This window comes from Acidovorax sp. 93 (assembly GCF_003633835.1).
GTDB lineage: Bacteria > Pseudomonadota > Gammaproteobacteria > Burkholderiales > Burkholderiaceae_C > Acidovorax > Acidovorax facilis.
Window position 1 is genome coordinate 528,025 of the sequence record NZ_RBIT01000001.1, and the last position, 21,878, is coordinate 549,902.

At 59.2% G+C, this 21,878-nt stretch carries 22 protein-coding genes and 1 tRNA gene; 19 read left to right on the top strand and 4 right to left on the bottom strand.

Going from position 1 to position 21,878, the window contains the following annotated elements; translation table 11 throughout:
• Position 1: 1 nt before the first annotated feature.
• The 4 genes from C8C93_RS02400 to C8C93_RS02415 are packed head-to-tail and all read right to left on the bottom strand — an operon-like array spanning position 2 to position 3,064.
• Positions 2–817: a PilX N-terminal domain-containing pilus assembly protein gene (locus C8C93_RS02400; RefSeq protein ID WP_121505799.1), complete on the bottom strand. Its 816-nt coding sequence runs from the start codon at positions 815–817 to the stop codon at positions 2–4.
• Positions 818–835: 18 nt separating this feature from the next.
• Positions 836–1,744 (bottom strand): PilW family protein, encoded by a 909-nt coding sequence (locus tag C8C93_RS02405; protein ID WP_121505800.1) that lies wholly within the window; start codon positions 1,742–1,744, stop codon positions 836–838.
• A 49-nt stretch (positions 1,745–1,793) separates the two neighbouring features.
• Positions 1,794–2,456 (bottom strand): type IV pilus modification protein PilV, encoded by a 663-nt coding sequence (pilV, locus tag C8C93_RS02410; RefSeq protein ID WP_121505801.1) that lies wholly within the window; start codon positions 2,454–2,456, stop codon positions 1,794–1,796.
• A 5-nt stretch (positions 2,457–2,461) separates the two neighbouring features.
• Positions 2,462–3,064 carry a GspH/FimT family pseudopilin gene (locus tag C8C93_RS02415; protein ID WP_370108042.1) on the bottom strand — a complete coding sequence of 201 codons (603 nt, stop codon included), beginning with the start codon at positions 3,062–3,064 and terminating at the stop codon, positions 2,462–2,464.
• Between the two features lie 615 nt (positions 3,065–3,679).
• On the opposite strand from C8C93_RS02415, the gene rpsO reads away from it, so the two are divergent.
• The 19 genes from rpsO to C8C93_RS02510 all read left to right on the top strand — a co-directional run bounded on the left by rpsO (position 3,680) and on the right by C8C93_RS02510 (position 21,868).
• On the top strand, positions 3,680–3,946 hold the full coding sequence (gene rpsO / locus C8C93_RS02420; protein WP_005793232.1) for a 30S ribosomal protein S15: 267 nt from the start codon (positions 3,680–3,682) through the stop codon (positions 3,944–3,946).
• Between the two features lie 207 nt (positions 3,947–4,153).
• Positions 4,154–6,400: a polyribonucleotide nucleotidyltransferase gene (pnp, locus tag C8C93_RS02425; protein ID WP_121505802.1), complete on the top strand. Its 2,247-nt coding sequence runs from the start codon at positions 4,154–4,156 to the stop codon at positions 6,398–6,400.
• A 97-nt stretch (positions 6,401–6,497) separates the two neighbouring features.
• Positions 6,498–7,484 (top strand): NAD(P)H-quinone oxidoreductase, encoded by a 987-nt coding sequence (locus C8C93_RS02430; protein ID WP_121505803.1) that lies wholly within the window; start codon positions 6,498–6,500, stop codon positions 7,482–7,484.
• A 2-nt stretch (positions 7,485–7,486) separates the two neighbouring features.
• Positions 7,487–8,236, top strand: coding sequence for a triose-phosphate isomerase (gene tpiA, locus C8C93_RS02435; protein ID WP_055393221.1), 750 nt, complete (start codon positions 7,487–7,489; stop codon positions 8,234–8,236).
• A gap of 39 nt (positions 8,237–8,275) precedes the next feature.
• The gene (gene secG, locus C8C93_RS02440; protein WP_055393223.1) at positions 8,276–8,650 is read left to right on the top strand and encodes a preprotein translocase subunit SecG; all 375 of its coding nucleotides are present in this window, start codon (positions 8,276–8,278) and stop codon (positions 8,648–8,650) included.
• Between the two features lie 114 nt (positions 8,651–8,764).
• A tRNA-Leu gene (locus C8C93_RS02445) sits at positions 8,765–8,849 on the top strand.
• A 73-nt stretch (positions 8,850–8,922) separates the two neighbouring features.
• Positions 8,923–9,282, top strand: a complete 360-nt coding sequence (locus C8C93_RS02450) for an NADH-quinone oxidoreductase subunit A (protein ID WP_055393226.1) — start codon at positions 8,923–8,925, stop codon at positions 9,280–9,282.
• A gap of 24 nt (positions 9,283–9,306) precedes the next feature.
• The gene (locus C8C93_RS02455; RefSeq protein ID WP_007849129.1) at positions 9,307–9,786 is read left to right on the top strand and encodes an NADH-quinone oxidoreductase subunit B family protein; all 480 of its coding nucleotides are present in this window, start codon (positions 9,307–9,309) and stop codon (positions 9,784–9,786) included.
• Positions 9,787–9,796: 10 nt separating this feature from the next.
• A complete protein-coding gene (locus C8C93_RS02460; RefSeq protein ID WP_121508624.1) occupies positions 9,797–10,405 on the top strand; it encodes an NADH-quinone oxidoreductase subunit C in 609 nt (202 codons plus the stop codon).
• 26 nt (positions 10,406–10,431) lie between these two features.
• Positions 10,432–11,685 (top strand): NADH-quinone oxidoreductase subunit D, encoded by a 1,254-nt coding sequence (locus C8C93_RS02465; protein WP_121505804.1) that lies wholly within the window; start codon positions 10,432–10,434, stop codon positions 11,683–11,685.
• Positions 11,682–12,173, top strand: coding sequence for an NADH-quinone oxidoreductase subunit NuoE (gene nuoE / locus C8C93_RS02470; protein WP_055393230.1), 492 nt, complete (start codon positions 11,682–11,684; stop codon positions 12,171–12,173). Before C8C93_RS02465 ends, nuoE begins: the two co-directional genes overlap by 4 nt.
• The gene (gene nuoF / locus C8C93_RS02475; protein WP_121505805.1) at positions 12,170–13,525 is read left to right on the top strand and encodes an NADH-quinone oxidoreductase subunit NuoF; all 1,356 of its coding nucleotides are present in this window, start codon (positions 12,170–12,172) and stop codon (positions 13,523–13,525) included. Before nuoE ends, nuoF begins: the two co-directional genes overlap by 4 nt.
• A gap of 14 nt (positions 13,526–13,539) precedes the next feature.
• Entirely contained in the window at positions 13,540–15,675 is a 2,136-nt protein-coding gene (gene nuoG, locus C8C93_RS02480; protein WP_121505806.1) for an NADH-quinone oxidoreductase subunit NuoG, read from the top strand.
• Entirely contained in the window at positions 15,672–16,754 is a 1,083-nt protein-coding gene (nuoH, locus tag C8C93_RS02485) for an NADH-quinone oxidoreductase subunit NuoH (protein ID WP_055393236.1), read from the top strand. The genes nuoG and nuoH overlap by 4 nt, the downstream gene beginning before the upstream one ends.
• A 12-nt stretch (positions 16,755–16,766) precedes the next feature.
• Positions 16,767–17,279, top strand: a complete 513-nt coding sequence (gene nuoI / locus C8C93_RS02490; protein ID WP_010463942.1) for an NADH-quinone oxidoreductase subunit NuoI — start codon at positions 16,767–16,769, stop codon at positions 17,277–17,279.
• A 50-nt stretch (positions 17,280–17,329) separates the two neighbouring features.
• Positions 17,330–17,998, top strand: coding sequence for an NADH-quinone oxidoreductase subunit J (locus C8C93_RS02495; protein ID WP_121505807.1), 669 nt, complete (start codon positions 17,330–17,332; stop codon positions 17,996–17,998).
• Positions 17,995–18,303, top strand: a complete 309-nt coding sequence (nuoK, locus tag C8C93_RS02500) for an NADH-quinone oxidoreductase subunit NuoK (RefSeq protein WP_005793248.1) — start codon at positions 17,995–17,997, stop codon at positions 18,301–18,303. Before C8C93_RS02495 ends, nuoK begins: the two co-directional genes overlap by 4 nt.
• A 31-nt stretch (positions 18,304–18,334) precedes the next feature.
• Positions 18,335–20,380 (top strand): NADH-quinone oxidoreductase subunit L, encoded by a 2,046-nt coding sequence (gene nuoL / locus C8C93_RS02505; RefSeq protein WP_121505808.1) that lies wholly within the window; start codon positions 18,335–18,337, stop codon positions 20,378–20,380.
• Positions 20,381–20,392: 12 nt separating this feature from the next.
• Complete coding sequence (locus C8C93_RS02510) at positions 20,393–21,868, top strand: NADH-quinone oxidoreductase subunit M (protein ID WP_055393242.1); 1,476 nt, start codon at positions 20,393–20,395, stop codon at positions 21,866–21,868.
• Positions 21,869–21,878: the final 10 nt, after the last annotated feature.

The window sequence follows — 21,878 nt, forward strand, 5'->3', positions numbered from 1 at the left end:
ATCAGTCTTTGAGCTTCTGGCGGGCGTAGGTTTGTTGCAGCACCGCTTGGGTGATCGGTACGTCCACACCTGCTACGCGTCTTACCTTGCGCCCATACGCAATGGCGGTAATGCGGTATACGACGTTGGGTTTCATATTCAGCGGCAGGTGATTGGCGCCGCCTGCAATCAACGCTGATTTGTCGGCGTTCGGGTCGTAAGGCAATATCTCGATCCAGTACCACCCGCCCCGGTTGTTTGCGGAACGATCTCGCAAAATGGGATTGCCTTTGGGCTCATTTTCGTCGCTACTTAGCTGTGCGCCGCTGTATTGACCGTAGCGCGCACCCACGGTGTCAACTGCCATTTCAGCCAGCGTGAAATCGACAAGGGGGTCTGTTTTGTCGCTGACGTTGTTCCAAAAATCCTGTCTTCCTGTCCGTTTCAGGCAAAGAGCGTTCAGGCAGCGTGGGCCTGTGGTGATGCTTTCCAAGTCTGCCCACAATGCAGCAGCTTCCTTGGCTTCTAATGGGATCTGTGCAACAGCAGACTGGCCTCCGCGGCAGGCTGTGGCGGTTGGAATCCTGCAGTCACTGCCATCGGCCTTTTCGCCGCGTATGTCGAGTTCAGCGTCTTGTATCAGTGCCTGTGCCGCTTCAAACGCACGCTGGTAATCGGCGTCGTTGCCAACCACCATTTCATTGAACATCGAAGTGCGTGACGCCCACAGCGCCAGCAGCATCGAGAGCATGACAAAAACAATCACAACAAACAGTGCGACCCCGCTTTGGCGCCGCTGTTGCTGGGGGAGGGAGAGAGGTAGGGGCATGCGTTGCATGGCAGTGCAGTGTGTGGATTAGCCTGACAGCCCTTGGCTGCGCAGTTGGTAGACGTTGCGGAACACCATGTGCACACGCCGGTTCCGAGGCTCCGCCAGCGTGGTCAGATTAACCGCCGTAGCGCCATCGCAGTCTGTGTAGGTGCTGCCTGCAGGCAGATTGAGTTTTTCGTTGCCAAATAGCACCAAACAGACTTCCACCGCAAAAACCTGGGCCCAGCCGGGGGTGCCTGGAGCGCCCACCGTGGCCGCATCTACATAGCGCAGGTTGGGGTTGCCCGTGCCTGCTTCCGTTTGCATCAGGTAGCGGACCCGGAAGTTGGCGACATTGCGGACGATCGGCTGGATGTCATTACCTGCTACGCTGGGGCCGTTGCAGCGGAGCTCATTGGTTGCAACATTCAATACGAACTGACTTTGGATGAGGGTGGGGGTACCAGTGCCTCCCAGGCAGTTGCGCAGCACAGATTCCGGGGCTGGGGGCGCACTGGGGTTCGTGCGCAGGTACACGTCTTCTGTGTAGTTTCGATAGCCGGCGGTGAGCTTGTATTCGCTGGCGCCAGGGGAGTCCAGACCACTCAGGGTGTCAGTCGCCAGGGTGAATGTGTTGGTCCCGTCGGTAAAGTCGGTTTCAAACGCCACTGGTTCTGCAACCAAAGGTGGGGTGAGGTCAGTTTCCAATTTGGTCGCCGACATTTTGAGTTTGATGGAGCCTGACTGTCTCAATTGCGAGCCAATCACGCGGAAAGCATACGAGGCTTGCTGCTGCAGGTCGCTGACATCGCTCACGCTGCCCGTGACGCCACGTGACACCATAAGCGCGCCCATCGCCACGGCGATCGTGAGCAGGCCAATCGTGATGCCGACCAGTAGTTCAAGCAGCGTCACGCCACGCTGATTGTTTGGCCTCGAAGTGGAATATTTCATGCCGGGCTTGCCTGAGAAAAATGGGAGGAGCGAGTGAAGTCAAACGTTGTCAGGACTTGGGGCCTGGGCAGAAGTACTGCACGGTGACATCGGCAAAGTAAGGAGCACAGCGACTGCTGACAGGGATATATTGGAGGTGGCAGGTATACCTGGGGGTGGATGTGGGGCTGACGTTGCAGACCGGCGCACCAGCGTCTCCACCCAGGTTGGTTGCCGTTGTCAGCAAATCTGCGAGATAAGAGTTGTCGGTACTGCGCTCGTTCTCACGCCAGCGGATCATCACGCCCAGCTGGCGGCGGCTACCGGCGGTGGTTTCGGCCGGAGCATAAAAGACGCTGGCGTCTCCCAAAGGAAGGGTGCGCTCAAGGGTGCGTTTCCATTCACGCAGGTCATAAGCCGCAAACTCTGCATGGGTGCATTTGGTGGCGCCTTCGCAGAGTTTGGAAGCCTGAGGGGTTGGGGCTGGGCCTGGGCGCCAGTCAACGGTGTAGCTGTCAATGCTCACCAAGGCATTGGGGTGGGTCTTCATGCGCTCGCTCAGATCTTCAATCAGGCGAATGGCCTGTGCACGGTGCACGCTGGTTTGGGTGTCACTAAGGGTACGCATCTGTACACCCAGAACGCCCAGAATGCCCAATGCGGCAACAACGATGGCGACCAGGGATTCGATCAGCGTGATGCCTCGCTGATTAGGATGAGCAGTGTGCTGCATAGTCTTTAGCCGGACGTGCATGGCATATCTTCGGATTTAATGGTTCTGATGCGTCCCCCGGAGCTCATGCACAGGCCGCGAGCTGCCAAGTCTGAGATGTTTTTATCGTGAGGGACCAGGCTGAAACCGACAAATGGGCCTGACACCCGGCCCCAGCGGTCAAATTCGATGCTTGCAGCACCGCCTACGCGCGTCACGTCAATGTTCGGCGGGGTAGGGAAGCTTTGCAAAACTTCTTCACCTGCATCTAATGTTCCATTGCTGTTGGTGTCGGTAAAAACAAACCAGCCGCAATCCCAATTTGCGTTGCCAGGAGCGAGCAGGCAGCCACCGGTGCCAGTGGGGTGCTTGCGGACTGTGACGGTACCGCCCCGTTTGATGGCTTCTGCACGTGCGTAGTAAAGGGTGGATTCAAGCCCCTTCACCGCCTGCTGCACGCGCCAGCGCTCTATCAGCGGTGTGAAACTGGGGAGGGCCAGTGCCGCGAGAAGGGCCAAGATGGAAACGACCACCATCAGCTCAATGACGGTGAACCCATGGGGTGCCCGTGGGGTGCTCGGTTTGCGGATACTCCGCCGTAAGCGAGATAGAGATTGCATGTTCTGCATGGGCGAATGCTATTTGGATAGTTCTGAGGCTGCGTGGGTGTGCTTGATGAGTGGCGCCCGCGTGGTGATGAGCGGCTCGCCCAGGGCCACGCCCTGTGGTTTGTGACTATCGCGTGTAGCCTCTGCACGCCCCAGCATTGTGCAAACCTTTGCACTCTCGATACATCCTCCGATCACGTTCGGCGCGTGTTTCTTCGGAGGTGCTTCGTTGGTGGGTCACTTTGCTCACGCCTTTCTTTTTTGCAGGATTGCTCGCTGAGGCCGTTTTGCTGTCGGAGGTGCCTTTCGCAAGTGTGACTTCTGGGCTGGTCAGCAAGAACAATGCGAATGCGACGGTGGAAAGTGTGGGAAGCCCGCTTCGGGGTGAAAGGCTTGGAAGTCTGCGTGCCGATGTTGCGTTGGCTTGTGTCATGGGAGACTTTCAGTGTGGATCGGAGGTCCAAGTTCTGCGCGAGTGTTCTAGATTGCATGGTGCTTGGCAAGGTTAAATTCTTGCCAAGGCTATAATCACGAGGTTTTGCATGGTGCAAGACGCACGCCTGCAGCCGTTCCAGCCGCTGGCGCAAGTAAAAACCACGGCCCAGCTTCCTTTGCGGGCCTTATCAAGGAAGAACAATGATCGCATCCTCTATCAAGGCCGAAGTCGTCAAGGCGAACGCCCGTGCTGCCAATGACACTGGTAGCCCAGAAGTGCAGGTGGCCCTGTTGACCGCCCGCATCAACGAACTGACCCCCCACTTCAAGACGCATGCCAAGGACCACCATGGTCGCCGTGGCCTGCTGCGCATGGTGAGCCGTCGTCGCAAGCTGCTGGACTACCTCAAGGCCAAGGACGCTGACCGTTACACCGCGCTGATCGCCAAGCTGGGTCTGCGCAAGTAATTGCAATCGCATGCGAAAACGCCTGGGTTAGTCCGCTAGCTCAGGCGTTTTTTACTTCGGAGTCGCAAAACAGAGCGAAGCTGTGTCATTCCAATGAAGTTGCCGCCATGGGTTGGTGTGCAGGTTCCCTGGAATGGCATCGTGTTCTGAATTGCTCTCCAAGCCAATCTGGTAGAGCGCTACCAGCTATTAAAACAGGAGCTGAACATGAGCATTTTCAACAAAGTCACCAAGACCTTCCAATGGGGTGACAAGACCGTCATCATGGAAACGGGCGAGATCGCCCGCCAAGCCTCCGGCGCTGTGCTGGTGAACATTGATGACACCGTGGTGCTGGCCACCGTGGTGGCATCCAAGGGTGCCAAGCCAGGACAGGACTTCTTCCCCCTGACGGTGGACTATATCGAGAAGACCTACGCTGCAGGCAAGATTCCTGGCAGCTTCTTCAAGCGCGAAGCCAAGCCCAGCGAGCACGAAACCCTGACCAGCCGTCTGATCGACCGTCCGATCCGCCCGCTGTTCCCCGAAGGTTTCTTCAACGAAGTGCATGTGGTCATCCACACGGTGTCGTTGAACCCCGAAGTGGACGCTGACATCGCAGCCCTGATCGCTACCAGTGCAGCCCTGGCCATCTCTGGCATCCCGTTCAATGGCCCCATCGGCGCCGCACGCGTGGGCTACATCAACGGCGAATACGTGCTCAACCCTGGTCAGACTGCGCGCAAGAACTCGCAGATGGATCTGGTGGTGGCAGGTACCGAGGCCGCCGTGCTGATGGTGGAATCCGAAGCACAACAACTGTCCGAAGAAATCATGCTCGGCGCCGTGGTGTTTGGCCACGAGCAAGGCAATGTGGCCATCAACGCCATCCACGAACTGGTGCGCGATGCTGGTAAGCCCGTATGGCAGTGGGAAGCCCCTGCCAAGGACGAAACCCTGATCGCCAAAGTGGTGGCCCTGGCCGACGACAAGCTGCGCGCTGCCTACCAGATCCGCAACAAGCAAGCCCGCACGCAGGCTTGCCGCGAAGCTTATGCGGCCGTGATGGCAGCCTTGAAGGCTGAGGGTGTCGAGTTCGACGCTGTCAAGGTTGAAGGCATGCTGTTCGATATCGAAGCTGGCATCGTGCGCAGCCAGATCCTAGCCGGCGAGCCCCGGATCGATGGCCGCGACACGCGCACTGTGCGCCCTATCGAAATCCGTGGCAGCGTACTGCCCCGCGCCCATGGCTCGTCGCTCTTCACGCGTGGCGAAACCCAGGCGCTGGTGGTGACCACGCTGGGCACCGAGCGCGACGCTCAGCGCATTGATGCGCTGGCTGGCGAGTATGAAGACCGCTTCATGATGCACTACAACATGCCTCCCTTTGCCACCGGTGAAGTGGGTCGCATGGGTTCGACCAAGCGCCGCGAAATCGGCCACGGTCGTCTGGCCAAGCGCGCTCTGATTGCCGTGTTGCCGACGAAGGAAGAATTCCCCTACACCATGCGCGTGGTGTCCGAAATCACCGAATCCAACGGCTCGTCGTCGATGGCCTCGGTCTGCGGTGGCTGCCTGTCGCTGATGGACGCGGGCGTTCCGATGAAGGCGCATGTGGCGGGTATCGCCATGGGCCTGATCAAGGATGCCAACCGTTTTGCCGTGTTGACCGACATTCTGGGTGATGAAGATCATCTGGGTGACATGGACTTCAAGGTGGCGGGTACCACGGCTGGTATTACTGCGCTGCAGATGGACATCAAGATCCAGGGCATCACCAAGGAGATCATGCAGGTCGCCCTGGCCCAGGCCAAGGAAGCGCGCATGCACATCCTGGGCAAGATGCAAGAGGCCATGGGTGAAGCCAAGACCGAGGTGTCGAACTTTGCGCCCAAGCTTTACACGATGAAGATCAACCCCGAGAAGATCCGTGACGTGATCGGCAAGGGCGGCGCGGTGATCCGTGCGCTGACCGAAGAAACCGGCTGCCAGATCAATATCGAGGAAGACGGCACCATCACCATCGCCGCCACTGACGCAGCCAAGGCCGACGAGGCCAAGAAGCGCATCGAGCAGATCACGGCCGAAGTTGAAATTGGCAAGATCTACGAAGGCCCTGTGACCAAGATCCTGGACTTCGGCGCACTGATCAATCTGCTGCCCGGCAAGGATGGTCTGCTGCACATCAGCCAGATTGCCCACGAGCGCGTTGAACGCGTGGGCGATTACCTGACCGAAGGCCAGATCGTGAAGGTCAAGGTCATGGAAACCGACGAGAAGGGCCGCGTCAAGCTGTCGATGAAGGTGCTGGCCGATCGTCCTGCCGGCGGCAGCGACCGTCCTGCTCCAGCAGAGCGCGGCGACCGCGAACCACGCCGTGACCATGGTCGTGACGGGAGCCGTCAGCCCGCAGATCAACAGCAACAGCAACAGTCCTTGCCTTCGGACAGCGGTTCCGGGCAGATCGTCGGTTGATCGGATTTTTGCTATTGATTTTGTAGCTGCTTGTGCTTTTAAATAAAGTGCTGGCAGCCAAAATCACTCAAAAATTGACCGTCCCATGAATCGCAATATGCGTGCTGTCGAGATCACTTCCTTTGGTGGACCCGAGGTCTTGCGCCTGGGTGAGCGCCCCGTGCCGCAGCCGGGTGTCGGTGAGCTGCTGATCCGTGTCGCTGCCAGCGGTATCAATCGCCCCGATGTGCTTCAGCGGATGGGGCACTATGCCCCTCCGTCCGGCACGTCTGACCTGCCGGGGCTGGAAGTCGCGGGAGTGGTGGAGTCGGGGGATGCTGCAGCCATGGCCGATGCGGGTATCCGGGTGGGTGACCGCGTCTGTGCGCTGGTGGCGGGTGGTGGTTATGCCCAATGGTGCGTGGCGCCTGTGGTGCAGTGCCTGCCGGTGCCTGATGGCTTTAGCGATGTCGAGGCTGCATCACTGCCCGAGACGTTCTTCACCGTGTGGAGCAATGTGTTCGACCGGGGGCATCTGCAGGCGGGTGAAAGCCTGCTGGTGCAAGGCGGTACCAGTGGTATTGGTGTGACGGCTGTTCAATTGGCTCGGGCCTTTGGGGCAACGGTCATTGCAACTGCAGGTAGCGACGAAAAGTGTGCGGCATGCCTGCAGCTGGGGGCCCACGAGGCCATCAACTACAAGACGCAGGATTTTGTGGCAGAAGCCAATCGCATTACGCAGAGCAAAGGCGTGGATGTGGTGCTGGACATGGTGGCAGGTGACTACGTGGCGCGCGAGGTGCAGTGCCTGGCTGAGGACGGCCGCATTGTCATCATTGCGGTGCAGGGGGGCATCAAGAGCGACTTCAATGCGGGTTTGGTGCTGCGCCGCCGGCTGACCATTACTGGCTCCACCTTGCGTCCGCGTTCTGTGGCATTCAAGGGGGCGATTGCGCGTGCATTGCGCGAGCATGTGTGGCCTCTGCTGGTGGCGGGGCGTGTGCGGCCCGTCATTCACAGCACATTTGCGGCGACAGAGGCTGCTAAGGCCCACGCGCTGATGGAGTCAAATCAGCACATTGGCAAGATTGTTTTGACGTGGTGATCATGAAAAACAAGAGAAAACTCATCGCAGGCAACTGGAAGATGAACGGCAGTCTGGCTGCCAACGATGCTTTGCTGAAAGGCATCTTGGCGGGGCTGGCTGACGCGGTTTGTGACGTGGCCGTTGCGGTGCCGGCGCCCTATCTGGCGCAGGTGCAGGCTGCTGCGTTGGGGTCTTTGGTGGCGGTGGCTGCCCAGGATGTATCGCAGCACGAAGCAGGTGCCTACACCGGAGAGGTGTCGGCCGCCATGTTGAAAGACTTTGGTGTGCGGTACGCGCTCGTGGGGCATTCAGAGCGCCGCCAATACCATGGTGAAACCGACGTGGTGGTCGCCGAGAAAGCGCAGCGCGCACTGGCGGCAGGTATCACGCCTATCGTCTGCGTGGGCGAGACTCTTCAGGAGCGCGAAGCTGGGCAGACCGAGGTTGTGGTCAAGCGTCAATTGGCGGCTGTGATCCACCTCAATGGTCACTGCATCAGCGAAGTGGTGGTGGCTTACGAACCGGTCTGGGCCATTGGCACGGGCCGCACGGCGTCGCCTGAGCAGGCGCAGGCAGTGCATGCAGTGCTGCGGGCACAGCTGTCTGCGGCCAGCGAGCATGCGGATCGAATCCGCCTGCTGTACGGCGGCAGCATGAATGCGGCCAATGCCGCCCAGTTGCTGTCCCAGCCGGATATCGATGGCGGCCTTGTTGGCGGTGCCTCGCTGAAAGCGCCCGATTTCCTTCAAATCATTGCGGCCGCCCGGTGAGGCTGCCCTTCAAACTATTCAATCAGGAGTGAACAGAGAATGAACGTGATCGTGAATGTGGTGTTGGCTGTGCAGATGCTGACGGCCTTGGGGATGATTGGCCTGATCCTGATCCAGCATGGCAAGGGTGCCGATATGGGCGCAGCGTTTGGCAGTGGCAGTTCCGGAAGTCTGTTTGGTGCCAGCGGTAGCGCCAACTTCTTGTCGCGCACTACGGCGGTGCTGGCTGCGGTGTTTTTTGTGGCAACGCTGGCACTGGCCTATTTCGGCAATGCGCGTCCTGCCAGTTCGGGTAGCGTGCTGGAAAATCCCGCTGCTGCAGTGCCTGCAGGTGCGCCTTCGTTGTCGGCTTCGGATGCTGCTGTGGCTCCTGCCGTGCCCGCCTCGGGTGCAGCGCAGATCCCCACCAAATAATCTGCACTAAATTGGGCTCCGTAAGCCGAAGCAGGGTTTTTCCGGAGTAGAATTCTGGATTGTCTGGAAAGCCAAAACCGCAAGGTTCCTCATGCCATCCAGATGCAAAAATCAGCCGTCGTGGTGAAATTGGTAGACACGCTATCTTGAGGGGGTAGTGGCGAAAGCTGTGCGAGTTCGAGTCTCGCCGACGGCACCAAAACAAAGGCCTGCCTGCATGACCCGGCTCGGGTCCTGACGGGCAAGGCCACAGCGGTGAGCACATCCTCAAGATGAACCTCGATCAGTACCTCCCCGTCCTTTTGTTCATCTTGGTCGGCATCGCCGTAGGCGTTGTCCCCCTTGTACTCGGCTACATACTGGGCCCCAACCGCCCGGATGCCGCGAAGAACTCTCCCTACGAATGTGGCTTTGAAGCCTTCGAGGATGCGCGCATGAAGTTTGATGTGCGCTACTACCTTGTGGCCATTCTCTTCATTCTGTTCGATCTCGAAATTGCATTCCTCTTCCCGTGGGCGGTGACGCTGCATGAGGTGGGGATCGCTGGTTTCGTGGCGGTCGTTATTTTCCTGGCCATTCTGGTTGTGGGTTTTGCCTACGAGTGGAAAAAGGGTGCCCTGGATTGGGAATGAGCGAGCCTCAACAAGGATGATGCAATGATTGAAGGCGTGATGAAGGAAGGCTTCATCACCACGAGTTACGACTCGGTGGTGAATTGGGCCAAGACCGGCTCTCTGTGGCCGATGACATTTGGCTTGGCTTGCTGTGCCGTCGAAATGATGCATGCTGCGGCGGCGCGTTACGACATTGGTCGTTTTGGTGCGGAGGTGTTCCGCGCGAGCCCGCGCCAGTCTGACCTCATGATTGTGGCCGGCACGCTGTGCAACAAGATGGCGCCTGCGTTGCGCAAGGTGTACGACCAGATGTCCGAGCCGCGTTGGGTGTTGTCGATGGGCTCGTGTGCCAACGGCGGCGGTTACTACCACTACAGCTACTCCGTGGTGCGTGGTTGCGATCGCATTGTTCCGGTGGATGTCTACGTGCCAGGTTGCCCGCCCACGGCGGAGGCGTTGATCTACGGGATCATCCAGCTGCAGCAGAAGATTCGCCGTACCAACACCATTGCTCGTGTCTGAAGGGTTGATGATGACCGCTGTTGCCATTCGGCCTGAAAAACTCAAAGACAATATTGCCGCCGCCCTGGGGGCGATGGTGCGTCAGATCACGGTGGCGTTGGATGAGGTCACCTTGGTCGTTGATGCGGCTGACTACCTCGAATCCATGCGCGTGTTGCGTGACGCTGAAGGTTGCCGCTTTGAGCAACTGATCGATTTGTGTGGCGTGGACTATTCGGCATATGCCGATGCCGAGCGTGAAGGAGCCCGCTACTGCGTGGTCTCGCACCTGTTGTCCGTCAGTCTGAATCAGCGTGTGCGGGTCAAGGTGTTCTGCGCCGATGATGATTTTCCGGTGGTGGCCTCGGTCTCCGACCTGTGGAACTCCGCCAACTGGTACGAGCGCGAAGCGTTTGATCTGTTCGGCATTGTGTTCGACGGCCACAACGACCTGCGCCGTATCCTGACCGACTACGGCTTCATTGGCCATCCCTTCCGCAAAGACTTTCCGCTGTCTGGTCATGTTGAGATGCGCTACGACGCAGAGCTGCGCCGGGTGGTTTACGAACCCGTGTCGATCGAGCCGCGGGAGATCACGCCGCGCATCATCCGCGAAGACAAGTACGGAGGCCTGCACTAAGGCGCCCGCGCCCCATGTGAACCACCATGGCTGAAATCAAGAACTATTCCCTGAACTTTGGTCCGCAGCATCCGGCGGCGCACGGTGTGCTGCGCTTGGTGCTGGAGCTCGATGGCGAAGTCGTACAGCGCGCCGACCCGCACATCGGCCTCTTGCACCGTGCCACCGAAAAGCTGGCCGAACACAAGACCTACATCCAGTCGCTGCCCTACATGGACCGATTGGACTACGTTTCGATGATGTGCAATGAGCACGCCTACTGCCTGGCCATCGAAAAGCTGCTGGGCCTGGAAGTGCCCCTGCGTGCGCAGTACATCCGCGTGATGTTTTCGGAAATCACGCGCCTGCTGAACCACCTGATGTGGCTGGGTTCGCATGGCAACGACTGCGGCAGCTCCACCATCCTGATCTATACCTTCCGCGAGCGCGAAGACCTGTTCGACATGTACGAAGCCGTCTCTGGCGCGCGTATGCATGCAGCGTATTTCCGTCCAGGCGGTGTGTACCGTGACCTGCCGGACTCCATGCCGCAATACAAGGTCAGCAAGATCAAGAACGCCAAGGCCCTGGAGGCCATGAACCAGAACCGCCAAGGTTCTTTGCTTGATTTCATCGACGACTTCACCAAGCGCTTCCCCGGTTGCGTAGATGAGTACGAGACCCTGCTGACCGACAACCGTATCTGGAAGCAGCGCACCGTGGGTATTGGTGTGGTGCCGCCAGAGCGTGCGCTGAACCTGGGCATGACCGGCCCCATGATCCGTGGCTCCGGTATTGCCTGGGACCTGCGCAAGGCCCAGCCGTACGATGTTTACGACCGTGTGGACTTCGATGTACCCGTGGGCAAGACAGGTGACTGCTACGACCGCTATCTGGTGCGCGTGCAGGAAATGCGCGAATCCAATCGCATCATCAAGCAGTGTGTGGATTGGCTCAAAGCCAATCCGGGTCCTGTCATTACTGACAATCACAAGGTGGCTGCGCCCGCTCGTGAATCCATGAAGTCCAACATGGAGGAGTTGATCCACCACTTCAAGCTTTTCACTGAAGGGTTTCACGTGCCTGAGGGTGAGGCTTATGCTGCGGTGGAGCATCCCAAGGGCGAGTTTGGCATCTACCTGGTGAGCGACGGCGCCAACAAACCGTACCGCCTCAAGATCCGTGCGCCTGGTTTCGCGCACCTGGCCACGCTGGACGAAATGGCTCGCGGCCACATGATTGCGGACGCCGTGGCCATCATTGGCACCATGGATATCGTGTTCGGAGAGATTGACCGATGATTACCGAATCGACCCGCGCGCGTTTTGCGCGTGAAGTGGCCAAGTACCCCGCCGAGCAGAAGCAGTCTGCAGTGATGGCCTGCCTGTCTATCGTGCAACAGGAGCAGGGGTTTGTCAGTGCTGAAAGTGAAGCGGTGATTGCCGAGTATCTGGGCATGGCCCAGATCGCCGTGCATGAAGTCACGACCTTCTACAACATGTACAACCAGCAGCCGGTGGGCAAGTACAAGCTCAACGTGTGCACCAACTTGCCTTGTCAGCTGCGCGACGGACAGAAGGCGCTGCACCACCTTGAAAAGAAGCTTGGTGTGACCATGGGCGAGACCACGGCCGATGGCCTGTTCACCCTGCAGCAGTGTGAGTGCCTGGGCGCCTGCGCCGATGCGCCCGTGATGCTGGTCAACGACCGCACGATGTGCAGCTTCATGGACAACGACAAGCTCGACCAGTTGGTCGACGGCCTGCGTGCGGCGGAGGGACAAGCATGACCACCGCTGCACAGATCCTCTCGCAGTTCCAGGCCACGGGCGTCCAGACCTGCTTCCACGACCGCCACATCAACCCGCAGATCTACGCGGGCCTGAATGGTGCGAACTGGAGCATCAAGGACTACGAAGCGCGCGGCGGCTATGCTGCGCTGCGCAAGATCCTGGGCACCGATGGCGGTGAACCGCTCACGCAGGACCAGGTCATCGCCACTGTCAAGGAATCCGGCCTGCGCGGCCGTGGCGGTGCGGGTTTCCCCACCGGCCTCAAGTGGAGCTTCATGCCCCGCTCGTTCCCAGGCCAGAAGTACCTCGTGTGCAACTCCGATGAAGGCGAGCCTGGCACGTGCAAGGATCGCGACATCCTTCAGTTCAACCCGCACATCGTTATCGAAGGCATGATCATCGCGGCCTACGCGATGGGCATCTCTGTGGGCTACAACTACATCCACGGTGAAATCTTCCAGACCTACGACCGCTTTGAAGAAGCGTTGGAAGAAGCGCGCGCAGCCGGTTACCTGGGTGACAAGATCCTTGGCAGCAACTTCAGCTTCCAACTGCATGCGGCGCATGGCTTCGGTGCCTATATCTGTGGCGAAGAAACTGCGCTGCTCGAATCGCTCGAAGGCAAGAAGGGCCAGCCGCGCTTCAAGCCGCCGTTCCCTGCCAGCTTCGGTCTGTACGGCAAGCCCACCACCATCAACAACACGGAGACCTTCGCGGCCGTGCCGTGGATCATCCGCAATGGCGGCCAAGCCTACTTGGAGTGTGGCAAGCCCAACAACGGTGGCACCAAGATCTTCTCGGTTTCGGGCGATGTGGAAAAGCCCGGCAACTACGAAGTGCCCATGGGCACGCCGTTTGCCAAGCTGCTCGAACTGGCCGGTGGCGTGCGCAAGGGGCGCCAGCTCAAGGCAGTGATTCCCGGTGGTTCCTCGTCCCCGGTGCTGCCTGCCTCCATCATCATGGAATGCACGATGGATTACGACTCCATTGCAAAGGCTGGCTCCATGCTGGGCTCGGGTGCCGTCATCGTGATGGACGATTCCCGCAGCATGGTCGAGAGTCTGCTGCGCCTGTCGTACTTCTATTCCCACGAATCCTGTGGCCAGTGCACGCCATGCCGTGAAGGCACGGGCTGGATGTGGCGCGTGATCGACCGTATTCAGCACGGTCAGGGGCGCGAAGGCGATCTGGACCTGCTCAATTCTGTGGCAGACAACATCCAGGGGCGCACGATCTGTGCGCTGGGCGATGCCGCTGCCATGCCTGTGCGCGCCATGATCAAACATTTCCGTCCCGAGTTTGAGGCACTGATCCGGAACAAGGCCCCGCAGGCCGCGACCTCCGTCTGATCGCGAGAAAACATATGGTTGAAATTGAACTGGACGGTCAGAAAGTGGAAGTCGCCGAAGGCTGCATGGTGATGCATGCGGCCGAGAAGGCGGGCACCTACATTCCGCATTTCTGCTACCACAAGAAGCTTTCGATCGCCGCCAACTGCCGTATGTGCCTGGTGGATGTGGAAAAGGCTCCCAAGCCCATGCCAGCGTGCGCTACGCCGGTGACGCAGGGCATGATCGTGCGCACCAAGAGCGACAAGGCTATCAAAGCCCAGCAGTCGGTCATGGAGTTCCTGCTGATCAACCACCCGCTGGATTGCCCCATCTGCGACCAGGGCGGTGAATGCCAGTTGCAGGACCTGGCCGTGGGCTACGGCGGCTCTTCTTCTCGCTACGAAGAAGAAAAGCGCGTGGTGCCTGTCAAGGATGTTGGCCCGTTGATTTCCATGCAGGAAATGAGCCGTTGCATCCACTGCACCCGTTGCGTGCGCTTCGGCCAGGAAGTGGCCGGCGTGATGGAGCTGGGCATGATCCATCGCGGCGAGCACTCGGAGATCACAACGGTCACCGGTGATACGGTGGACTCCGAGTTGTCGGGCAACATGATCGACATCTGCCCCGTCGGTGCGCTCACGAGCAAGCCTTTCCGATACAGCGCCCGCACTTGGGAGTTGTCGCGCCGCCGTTCGGTGAGCCCCCACGATTCGACCGGTTCCAACCTGATTGTTCAGGTCAAGAACCACAAGGTCATGCGCGTGGTGCCGTTCGAAAATGAGGCTGTCAACGAATGCTGGATTGCCGACCGTGACCGTTTCTCGTACGAATCGCTCAACAGCGACGAACGCCTGACCCAGCCGATGCTCAAGCAGGGCGGGGTGTGGAGGCAGGTCGATTGGCAGACCGCACTGGAATACGTCGCCAACGGTTTGAAGAACATCAAGAATGACCACGGCGCCAACAGCATTGGCGCTCTGGTCAGTCCGCACAGCACGGTCGAAGAGTTGTACTTGGCTTCTGCGCTGGTGCGTGGTCTGGGCAGTGACAACATTGACTACCGCCTGCGCAATGCTGAATTTGCAGCGCCCGAAGGTATCCGCTGGCTTGGCACGTCCATTGCCTCGTTGTCCACGTTGCAGAGTGTGCTTGTGGTGGGCTCCAACCTGCGCAAGGACCATCCGTTGTTCGCCCAGCGCATTCGCCAGGCAGCACGCCACGGCTGTCAGGTCAGTGTGGTCGATTCGGCCCTGGCCGACTGGGCAATGCCGGTGAAACACTCCCTGCTGCAGCCTGCTGCCCAATGGGTGGCGGCGCTTGGCGGCATCGCTGCTGCGGTGGCGCAGGAGAAGGGTGCTTCTGCGCCTGCTGGGGCAGGTGCCGTGACCGAGGGTGCCTTGGCGATCGCCCGTACCCTGCTGGGTGGCGAACGCAAGGCGCTGTTGTTGGGCAACGCAGCTGCGCACCATGCACAGGCTACGCAATTGCTGGCGCTGGCCAACTGGATTGGTGAGAACACGGGGGCATCCGTCGGCTACCTGACGGAAGCCGCCAATACGGTGGGTGCTCAGTTCGTGGGGGCTCATCCTGTCAATGGTGGCTTGAATGCGGGCCAGATGCTTTCCGGTGGTCTGAAGGCAGCTTTGTTGCTCAATACTGAGCCGGTGTACGACTCCGCTGCGGGCGCCAGTGCTGCTGCCACGCTGTCTGGTGCAGACATGGTGATCACGTTGAGCCCCTTCAAAGCCAACATGGAGTTCAGTGACGTTTTGTTGCCAATTGCCCCGTTCACCGAAACGTCTGGCAGCTTCGTCAATGCGGAAGGCCGTCTGCAGAGCTTCCACGCCGTGGTGCGCCCTCTGGGTGACGCCCGTCCTGCATGGAAGGTTCTGCGCGTTCTGGCCAATCTGCTGGGTGTGCCGGGCTTCGACTTTGAAACCTCGCAGGACGTGCTGGCCCGTGCCACGAATGCCCCAGCGGGCACGGTCACGCAATTGGCGGCTGCTCAGATGTCGAACGCTGTGAGGACGGTGCCAGTCGCTGCGACAGCCGCAGCAGGTGAACCCATGGTCGCATCCATCTATCAACTGGACGGCCTGGTGCGCCGTTCCACGTCGTTGCAGCTTACTGCCGACGCGCGCATGGCACGTGAAGGAGTGGCCGCATGATCGACGCGATCTACAACGCGGGCCTGAACCTGCTTTCTTTTGGATGGTGGACTGGCATCGTCTGGCCGGTGCTCTGGATCCTGATCAAGATCGTTTGTATCCTGGCGCCTTTGATGGGTGCGGTGGCCTACCTCACGCTGTGGGAGCGTAAGCTCCTGGGCTTCATGCAGGTGCGCCATGGACCCAACCGCGTGGGTCCCATGGGGTTGCTGCAGCCTATCGCTGACGCGTTGAAGCTGTTGACCAAGGAAATCATCCAGCCCACGGCGGCCAGCAAGGGCTTGTTTGTCCTGGGACCTGTCATGGCCATCATGCCGGCACTGGCTGCCTGGGTGGCTATTCCCTTTGGCCCCGATGTGGCCTTGGCCAATGTGAATGCAGGTCTGCTGCTGGTCATGGCCATCACCTCGATCGAGGTCTATGGTGTGATCATCGCTGGCTGGGCCTCGAACTCCAAGTATGCTTTTCTCGGTGCGCTGCGTGCTTCCGCACAGATGGTGAGCTACGAAATTGCCATGGGCTTCTGCTTCCTGGTCGTGATCATGGTCTCCGGTAGCATGAACCTGACCGAAATCGTGATGGGGCAGGGGCGTGGCATGGCTGCGGATAAGGGCCTGACCTTCCTGTCCTGGAACTGGCTCCCGCTGCTGCCCATTTTTCTGGTCTACCTGATCTCTGGGGTTGCTGAAACGAACCGCCACCCGTTTGACGTGGTGGAAGGCGAGGCGGAAATCGTGGCCGGCCACATGGTGGAGTATTCCGGCATGGGCTTTGCGATCTTCTTCCTGGCTGAGTACGCCAGCATGTGGCTCGTTTCCATCCTGGCTGCACTGATGTTCCTTGGCGGCTGGCTGCCCCCCATCGACAGTGCGTTGTTCAACTGGATTCCCGGCTGGATCTGGCTGGGTATCAAAACCTTCCTTGTGGTGTCCATGTTCATCTGGATCCGGGCGACCTTCCCCCGTTTCCGTTATGACCAGATCATGCGTCTGGGCTGGAAGATCTTTATTCCAGTCACGCTGGTGTATTTGTTGTTTGTCGGCGGGTGGTTGCTCTCGCCTTGGAATATCTGGAAATAAGCGGGGACACAAATGACTGCTGTTGCTGCTGCTGCACCTTTTTCGTTCAAGGATTTCTTCAAGAGCTTCATGCTCGTGGAGTTGCTCAAGGGCATGGCCCTCACGGGCCGCTATGCCTTTCGCCGCAAGGTGACTGTGCAGTTCCCGGAAGAGAAAACGCCACTTTCACCCCGTTTTCGCGGTCTGCATGCGCTGCGCCGCTATGACAACGGGGAAGAGCGTTGTATCGCCTGCAAGTTGTGCGAGGCCGTTTGCCCCGCCATGGCGATCACGATTGAGTCGGACGTCCGTGCCGATGGCTCCCGCCGCACCACTCGCTATGACATCGATCTGACCAAGTGCATCTTCTGCGGTTTCTGCGAAGAAAGCTGCCCGGTGGATTCCATCGTGGAGACGCACATCTTTGAATACCACGGCGAAAAGCGTGGCGATCTGTATTTCACGAAGGACATGCTCCTGGCCGTGGGCGACCGGTACGAAGGTGAAATTGCGGCAGCCAAGGCTGCGGACGCCAAGTACCGCTGAGCGGTGCAGGCTTCAGCCTCTTTGCCAGACTTTCTATAAAGACCCGATTCATGGACGCCAAGACTGGTTTCTTCTACCTCTTCTCGGTTGTGCTGCTGTTTGCAGCCTTCCGGGTGATCACTGCGCGCAATCCTGTGCATGCTGTGCTCTATCTCATCCTCGCGTTTTCGCAGGCGGCAGCGGTGTGGTTGCTGCTCAAAGCCGAATTCCTCGCCATTGCCTTGGTGCTCGTGTACCTGGGCGCGGTGATGGTGCTGTTCCTGTTCGTCGTGATGATGCTTGATATTCACATCGACACGGTGCGCAAAGGCTTCTGGAAGCACTTTCCCCTGGCCGCCACGGTAGGCGCTTTGATTGCGCTGGAAATGGCCGCTGTGCTGATGGGAGGGTTTCGTGGCATGGACGAGCCCAAGGCCGTCACCACCATGGTGGATGCTGCGGGGCAGGTGGTCCCGTATTCGAATACCAAGGCGTTGGGCAAGCTGCTTTACACCGAATACCTTTATCCCGTTGAAATCGCAGCTGTGATTCTGCTGGTGGCCATGATTGCCGCCATTGCGCTCACCCTGCGCCAGCGCAAGGACAGCAAGGCCATCAATCCTTCGGTGCAGATCCGCGTCCGTGCTGCGGACCGCCTGGAAGTGGTGAAGGTCGCAGCGACCCAGAAGCCGGTGGACGAAGCACAGGCAGAGCCGGCCGTCGAGGAGAAAAAAGCATGACGCTGACATTGGGACACTTTCTCTCGCTGGGTGCGATGTTGTTCGCGCTCGCGGTGATCGGGATTTTCCTGAACCGCAAGAACCTGATCGTGCTGCTGATGGCCATCGAATTGATGCTGCTGGCGGTGAACATGAACTTCGTGGCTTTCTCCCACTACCTGGGCGACATGCACGGCCAGGTGTTTGTGTTCTTCATCCTGACCGTGGCGGCAGCCGAATCGGCCATCGGCCTGGCCATCCTGGTGCTGCTGTTCCGCAACAAGTCCAGCATCAACGCGGAAGACCTCAACACCCTCAAGGGTTGATGGGCTACCCGTATTCCCAAGGTTCTCAAGAATGAGTCAAACCCTCTCTGCTTCAACGCTCCTGGCCGTGCCACTGGCTCCGCTGGCGGGTGCTTTGCTGGCCGGCATCTTTGGTACGACCTTTGGTGGTAACTGGATAGGCCGACGCCTGAGCCATACCCTGACGATCCTGGGCGTGCTCGTGGCGTTCGTGTTGTCTGCGATGACGCTCAAGAGCGTTGCGATCGATGGCGCGCGTTTTAACGAGACGCTGTACACCTGGATGGTTGTTGGTGGTCTGAAGATGGAAGTGGGCTTCCTGGTGGACAGCCTCACCGCCATGATGATGGTCGTGGTGACCTTCGTGTCGCTGATGGTGCACATCTACACCATTGGCTACATGGAAGAGGACGACGGCTACAACCGTTTCTTCGCCTACATCTCGTTGTTCACGTTCTCCATGCTGATGCTGGTGATGAGCAACAACCTGCTGCAGCTGTTCTTCGGTTGGGAAGCCGTGGGCCTGGTGTCTTACCTGCTGATCGGCTTCTGGTTCAACAAGCCTTCGGCGATCTTCGCCAACATGAAGGCCTTTCTGGTCAACCGGGTGGGCGACTTCGGTTTCATCCTGGGCATTGGCTTGATCGCAGCTTACGCTGGCACGTTGAACTACGGCGAAGTGTTCGCGAAGACGGGTGAGCTGGGTGGTCTGCCATTCCCCGGCACCGACTGGATGCTGATCACCGTGATCTGCATCTGCTTGTTCATTGGTGCGATGGGCAAGTCGGCCCAGTTCCCGCTGCACGTGTGGTTGCCCGACTCGATGGAAGGTCCAACCCCTATCTCGGCGCTGATCCACGCGGCAACCATGGTGACCGCGGGCATTTTCATGGTGGCGCGCATGTCGCCCCTGTTTGAACTGTCTGATACGGCCCTGAATTTCATCCTCGTGATTGGTGCCATCACGGCGTTGTTCATGGGATTCCTGGGCATCATCCAGAACGACATCAAGCGTGTGGTGGCTTATTCCACGCTGTCGCAGCTGGGTTATATGACCGTAGCGCTGGGCGCATCGGCTTACTCGGTGGCCGTGTTCCACCTGATGACCCACGCGTTCTTCAAGGCGCTGCTGTTCCTCGGGGCCGGCTCGGTCATCATGGGCATGCACCACAACCAGGACATCCGCTGGATGGGCGGCGTGCGCAAGTACATGCCCATCACCTGGATCACCTCACTGCTGGGTTCGCTGGCGTTGATCGGTACACCGCTGTTCTCGGGCTTCTACTCCAAGGACAGCATCATTGAGGCCGTGCACTTCAGCCAACTGCCCGCAGCCGGTTTGGCGCACTTTGCCGTGCTCGCAGGTGTGTTCATCACGGCGTTCTATTCGTTCCGCATGTATTTCCTGGTCTTCCATGGCAAGGAGCGCTACGACCAGAACCCGGATGCGCACCATGACGACCACCATGGTCATGATGATCACCACGGGCACGATGCCAAGCCACACGAATCCCCCTGGGTTGTGACGGTGCCGCTGGTGCTGCTGGCCATTCCTTCGGTGGTGGTGGGCTTCATGTTCATCCAGCCCATGCTGTTTGGTGACTTCTTCAAGGACGTGATCTTTGTCGATGCGGCCAAGCACCCGGCCATGGCGAAGCTGGCGGAAATCTTCCACGGCCCGGTGGGGATGGCACTGCATGGTCTGCAGACAGCGCCTTTCTGGCTTGCTTTGGCGGGGGTCGCTGCTTCGTACTACATGTACATGGTCAATCCTGCGCTGCCTGCGGGTATCAAGGCACGTGTCCAGCCGCTCTACACCTTGCTGGAGAACAAGTATTACCTCGATTGGATCAACGAGAACATCCTCGCCCGTGGTGCTCGTGCGCTGGGTGTCGGGCTGTGGAAGGTAGGCGATCAGGCCATCATCGACGGCGCTCTCGTGAACGGCTCTTGGAAGTTGGTGCGTGGAGTTTCCGGCATCGTGCGCTGGATGCAGTCGGGATTTATCTTCCACTACGCGCTGGTGATGATCCTGGGTGTCTTCGCGCTGATGACCTGGTTTGTCTGGGGCGATGCTCTGTTGCAGCTCATCAAATAAGGAAAACAACAAATGGGTCTGTTGAGTCTTGCAATCTGGGCACCGATTGCCTTCGGTGTACTGCTGCTGGCCATTGGGCGGGATGAGCATGCCCGCGCGGTGCGGTGGCTGGCGCTGGTGGGGGCCGTGGTTGGCTTCCTGGTGACGTTACCCCTGTACGATGGGTTCCAGCTGGGCACGGCGGCGATGCAGTTTGTCGAAAAGGCAGCCTGGATCGAACGCTTCAACATCCACTATCACCTGGGTGTGGATGGCATCTCGTTCTGGTTCGTGCCGCTGACGGCATTCATCACGGTCATCGTCGTGGTGGCTTCCTGGGAGTCCATCACCGAGCGCGTCAACCAGTACATGGGGGCTTTCCTGATCCTGTCGGGCCTCATGATTGGCGTATTCACGGCGTTGGACGGCATGCTGTTCTACGTGTTCTTCGAAGCCACGCTGATTCCGATGTACCTGATCATCGGTATCTGGGGTGGCCCCAACAAGATCTACGCGGCGTTCAAGTTCTTCCTGTATACGCTGCTCGGTTCGCTGCTGATGCTGATCGCGCTGATCTTCCTTTACAACCAGTCGGGCGGCAGCTTCGACATTGCCACGTGGCACCAGTTGCCGCTGAGCCGTACGGCGCAGACGCTGCTGTTCTTTGCCTTCTTTGCGGCGTTTGCTGTGAAGGTGCCGATGTGGCCGGTGCACACCTGGCTGCCCGACGTGCACGTGGAGGCGCCCACCGGAGGCTCTGCCGTGCTGGCAGCCATCATGCTGAAGCTGGGCGCATACGGCTTCCTGCGTTTCTCCATGCCCATCGCCCCCGATGCCTCGCGCGAGTGGGCTTGGCTGATGATTGCCCTGTCGCTGATTGCCGTGATCTATGTGGGTCTGGTGGCCATGGTCCAGAAGGACATGAAGAAACTGGTGGCGTATTCGTCGGTGGCGCACATGGGCTTTGTGACGCTGGGCTTCTTTATCTTCAACGATCTGGGCGTGTCTGGCGGTCTGGTGCAGATGATTGCCCACGGCTTTGTCTCGGGCGCGATGTTCCTGTCCATTGGCGTGCTGTATGACCGCGTGCATTCGCGTGAAATCGCCGCTTACGGCGGTGTGGTCAACACCATGCCCAACTTCACGGCCTTTGCGCTGCTGTTTGCGATGGCCAATTGCGGCCTTCCAGGCACTGCCGGCTTTGTGGGCGAGTGGATGGTGATCCTTGGTGCTGTCAAGGCCAACTTCTGGATCGGTCTGGCCGCCGCCACTGCGCTGATCTTTGGTGCCGCCTACACGCTGTGGATGTTCAAGCGCGTATACCTGGGGCCAGTGGGCAATGACAACGTCAAGGGCCTGACCGACATCGACAGCCGCGAATTCCTGGTGCTTGCCTTGCTAGGCATTGCCGTACTGGCCATGGGCCTGTATCCCCGTCCGTTCACGGACGTGATGGACACCTCGGTGGCGGAACTGCTCAAGCATGTTGCGCTGTCCAAGCTGAACTAAGAGATTCAAG